Origin of the sequence: Caulobacter sp. S45 (genome assembly GCF_903642205.1) — a bacterium.
Taxonomy (GTDB): domain Bacteria; phylum Pseudomonadota; class Alphaproteobacteria; order Caulobacterales; family Caulobacteraceae; genus CAHJWH01.
Map to the genome: position 1 here is coordinate 1 of NZ_CAHJWH010000213.1, position 3914 is coordinate 3914.

General features: G+C 65.5%; 4 protein-coding genes. 1 reads left to right on the forward strand and 3 read right to left on the reverse strand.

Going from position 1 to position 3914, the window contains the following annotated elements; all coding sequences use genetic code 11:
- Nucleotides 1–308: 308 nt before the first annotated feature.
- The 3 genes from HUV06_RS14970 to HUV06_RS14980 form a co-directional block, all read right to left on the reverse strand.
- Nucleotides 309–1160, reverse strand: a complete 852-nt coding sequence (locus tag HUV06_RS14970) for an SDR family NAD(P)-dependent oxidoreductase (protein WP_174302047.1) — start codon at nt 1158–1160, stop codon at nt 309–311.
- A 33-nt stretch (nt 1161–1193) separates the two neighbouring features.
- The gene (locus tag HUV06_RS14975; protein WP_174302048.1) at nt 1194–1778 is read right to left on the reverse strand and encodes a glutathione S-transferase N-terminal domain-containing protein; all 585 of its coding nucleotides are present in this window, start codon (nt 1776–1778) and stop codon (nt 1194–1196) included.
- A gap of 415 nt (nt 1779–2193) precedes the next feature.
- Complete coding sequence (locus HUV06_RS14980) at nt 2194–2655, reverse strand: hypothetical protein (RefSeq protein WP_174302049.1); 462 nt, start codon at nt 2653–2655, stop codon at nt 2194–2196.
- A gap of 240 nt (nt 2656–2895) precedes the next feature.
- Between HUV06_RS14980 and HUV06_RS14985 the strand changes: the two genes are divergently transcribed.
- Nucleotides 2896–3843: a hypothetical protein gene (locus tag HUV06_RS14985; RefSeq protein ID WP_174302050.1), complete on the forward strand. Its 948-nt coding sequence runs from the start codon at nt 2896–2898 to the stop codon at nt 3841–3843.
- The last annotated feature ends 71 nt before the right edge of the window (nt 3844–3914 follow it).

Sequence of the window (3914 nt, forward strand, 5' to 3'; positions counted from 1 at the left end):
TGAGCCCTCATCGACTCACGTTCCGCGCTCCTTGGGAATCCCTGCCGGGAGTCAGGGCTTCAGGCGGCTGGTATTAGTGCGCCGAACTCTCCGCTCTCCCCGCCGATTTGGGCCGATGCCGCTGCAGCTTTAAGCTGTGCCCCGACCACGCAGTGTCGTGCCCTTCCAAGACCCCAACCGCTTCCAATGAGGAGCCGCACTCGTTGACGAAGCCGGAGCAAGATCCTCGAGAACCGCGCCGTCCGCTTTCGTGTACCGATGCCTGAACTGTCACTTGCGGCCGCGTAGCTCATGCGGCGCGGACCCGCTTAAGCGGCCATGTACAGGGCGAATGCCGCCTGCCAGTCGGGATGCCACCGCGATAGCGCTGGCCGGTTTTCGGTCAGATCGCCGGCCGCCCAGGCGACGCGCTTGGCGTCTTGCTCGGGGGTGGTCTCATTGTCCGGGCACAGGATGTAAAAATCGCCTTGGGCTAGCCGCGCCATCATCAGCTCGACTACCTGTTCGGGGGTCCAAGCTCCGGGTGGCTGCTCGGGCAATCGGCGGGCGGTCATGCCGGTATAGGTGAACCCCGGGATCAGGAGGTGGGCGCTGACGCGGCTTCCGGTTTGCTCCCGCAGCGTGTGCGCCAGCCCCTCCGTCAACGCCTTCACCCCAGCCTTACTCACATTGTAGGCGGTATTGCCGGGAGGCTGCGTGATGCCCTGCTTAGAGCCGGTGTTGATCACCAGGCCGGGACGGTTGCCTGCCGCCATCGCGGGCACGAAGCTCTGCACGCCGTTGAGCACACCGAGTAGGTTGACGCCCAGCACTTCGGCCCATGCGTCAGGATTGGCGAACACGTCGCCGCCCGAGCCGACCCCGGCGTTGTTCATCAGCACAGACACCGGACCGAGGGCGCCGGTAATTTTCTGTGCAAGCTCGGCGACCGCCGACCGGTCGGCGACATCAACGGCATAGCTTTGCGCGCCTTCGATCGCGTTGACCGCGGCGTCGAGCGCCTCACCCTCGCGATCGATCAAGCACACGCGCATATGCGCGGCTGCGAAGGCCCGCGCCGCAGCCAACCCGATTCCGCTCGCTGCGCCGGTCACCACGGCGAGGTTGCCGGCGCCGATCGCCTGGAAGGATGCGGGAGCGGCGGTCGGTCGGTCGTTCATCTCGAAGTCCTCGTTGGCGGCAGCCGGGTCGGCCTAAATCAAGCCCTCGTGGGTCATCGCCTTCTTGACCGACTGCAGCTCCATCATTCGGCCGCGAAAGGACGCGAGCTTCGGCGGAGCCTCGACCCCGAACTTCTGAGCCCAGAGCAGCATCACAAACAGGTAGCAGTCGGCCACACTGATCTCGGGGCCGAAGAGGTAGTCGCCCTTCATCGTGTCCGCGAGATAGGTCATCCGCTTAACGATCATCTGGCCAGCCTTGGCCTTGTCGTCATCACTACCGCCGGCAAAAAAGGGTTTGAAGCTCTTGTGAATTTCGGTGGAGATGTAGGCGAGCGACTCCAGCAGATGGGTGTGGCCCATCGGGTCGGAGGGCTTCAGCGCCGTGTCTTGATGCGCGACCCAATCCAGGATGGCGACGTTTTCGGTGAGCGTTTCGCCGGTGTCGAGCACCAACGCCGGCACGTAGCCCTTAGGGTTGATCGTCGCGAAGTCAGCGCCGGATTCCGTGCGCTTCGCCTTCAGGTCGACTTTCTCGTGTTCGAACGCCAAGCCAGCTTGATGTAGGGCAATGTGATCGGCGAGGCTGCAGGCCCCCGGCGCATAAAAGAGCTTCATCGTCTTCTCCTCGAGGGACGTGCCTTAACGCGCATGGACCGGAGTCGGTCACTGAGGCCGTGCAGGTAAGGTCGGAGAGACCAGGCGCCGGCGTCCGCGAGGCGCTGCGCCATATCGAGCATGGCGGGGCGGATTCCATCTGCGTCCATGTACATGATCGCCGCCGGCCAAGTGCCTGCGCCTCAGGCGTGAATGACATGCGTGGTGCACTCGCCATCTCGCGTGCCGAGGGCGACTTTGGTGTGAGGCACAGCGTGGCTCCAGGCAGCAGCCGGGCAGCCCCTTAGGTTAGATCAGTGCGCGCGCCAACATCTGTGGGATCAACAGATCGCCTCAGGCGGTCCAAGTGCAATGTCAGCTTTCTGGAGGTGCGCGCATGTCCGCAAAGGGCGCACAGCTCATTGACGCCATACTCCTAGTTGGCCGGCAACGGTGGCGGCCTAGGAACAGACTGGGCGTCCAAGTCGAGGGGAAAGTCTGCGTAGAAGATGGGATAACGGCCGATTGCGCCTTGCTCCACCACCCCGAGCACCTCCGTCAGCCAGCCGGTGTAGGTCCAGTCGCGCCCAAAGCCGAGCTCTGTGAGCTTGGGAAAGGCCTGTAGGAAGCGAGCGGCCAGCTCGCGGGCGGAGCAGCCTTCCACATTTGCCCAGCCGAAATAACCCGGATCGGCGGAGGTGTAGGCGGCGAAGAGGCCACTCGCAACGCGAGCTTCGCGAATGGTGAAGCCGTCCGGCTCCATATTGCTGGCGCAGGTGATGGGACAGCGCCAGTCCATGCCGCTAGGCGAGAGCCCGGGTGATACCCGCAGACGTTGGTAGCCGGCCTTGTGTAACTCGTGCACCATGGCGACCAGTCGGCCCGTTCTGCGCGCCACGGGGCTCGAGGGCGGCTATAGGGAGACGGCCCGCGGGCTCATGGCAAGCTTTGTACCTCCCGCACTGTCTGGCTGGGCAGCCCTTCAGGCGCTTCGCTAGCGCCACCAGCGCCGGAGCTTAGCTTCAGCCCTCGGCGATGGTAAGCCGAGGGCGGCCGCTTGGGCCCTTGGTGGCGCTTGAAGCTGTTCAGTCGGTCTCATCGATCGCGGCCTGGTCCCGCCCCGGACGCGCACATCAAGGTGGACGGGCATGGGGACGCACGCGCCTCGCTCTGGGCGGCGCTGGACAGGCTTGGCCTGCCCTGGCGGGAAACTCGGGCCATCCTGGCCGAACACTACGGCGTGCGTGCGCATGCAGCCTACAGCTGGGACGTCGTCGAGGTGCCTGGCCGGCTCGTGAGCGCCCTGCTGTGGCCCATGTCGGTGCAGATGCTTCCGCAGTTCCCAACGGCCTACCCGGCGGCGCGCTTCTCCGGGGCCGCCTTCTTCGGCGACGACGCCGAGCTGAACATTCAAAGGGCGGCCGAGGAGCTACGCTTGCTGCTCGGCCCCGCTCCCATCACCACGCAATACAACACCCGCCGCTGCGAGTGGCAGGCGGGCGCGGCGGCCGTGCGCCTCACCTGTTGGCCGCCGGAGCTGCAGACCGGCCGGCTTCACAATCCGGCCCACAAGCGCGAACCGCGCCTGGTCACAGCCTGCCATGTGGCGGTGACGACGGGCTTCCGCCGCTCCGCCAGCCCGCAAGAGGACACCTGGATTCGGAGCGCCAGACCCATCGGCCCCGTCCGCGGCGACCGTCGGATGCGGCGGGAGGACGTCGTCAGCCTCGCGCCCTACGAAGCTGAAGTGGCGTTCGTCCGCGAACCCGAGCTCTACCTCGCGACGACTTACGGCCGGGTCGCCGCCTCCGCCGACCGACGGGCGCTGATCTTCTGCCACACACAGCTGTACGTCGTACCGGTGAAGGCGATTACGGCCTTTCGGGTAGAGCGGCTGTCGCCAGCCAAAGGCGGTGGAGGCTCCTGGCTCGACGTGCTCTGCGAGACGGGCGAGCCGGCTTGGCCGAGGGCGACTCTGAAGATCACCTCGGCGGACAAGCCGGATGCGTTGAACGATTTTGGTGCGCGGCTGGCGGCGCACTTTGACAAACCGTTTGAACTCGGTGAGCTAACACCTGACGTCTAATACCAGCCGCCTGAAGCCCTGACTCCCGGCAGGGATTCCCAAGGAGCGCGGAACGTGAGTCGATGAGGGCT

Coding starts and splice junctions, on each gene's coding strand:
- HUV06_RS14970 (WP_174302047.1), bottom strand. CDS start 1,160: ATGAACGACCGACCGACCGCCGCTCCCGCATCCTTCCAGGCGATCGGC.
- HUV06_RS14975 (WP_174302048.1), bottom strand. CDS start 1,778: ATGAAGCTCTTTTATGCGCCGGGGGCCTGCAGCCTCGCCGATCACATT.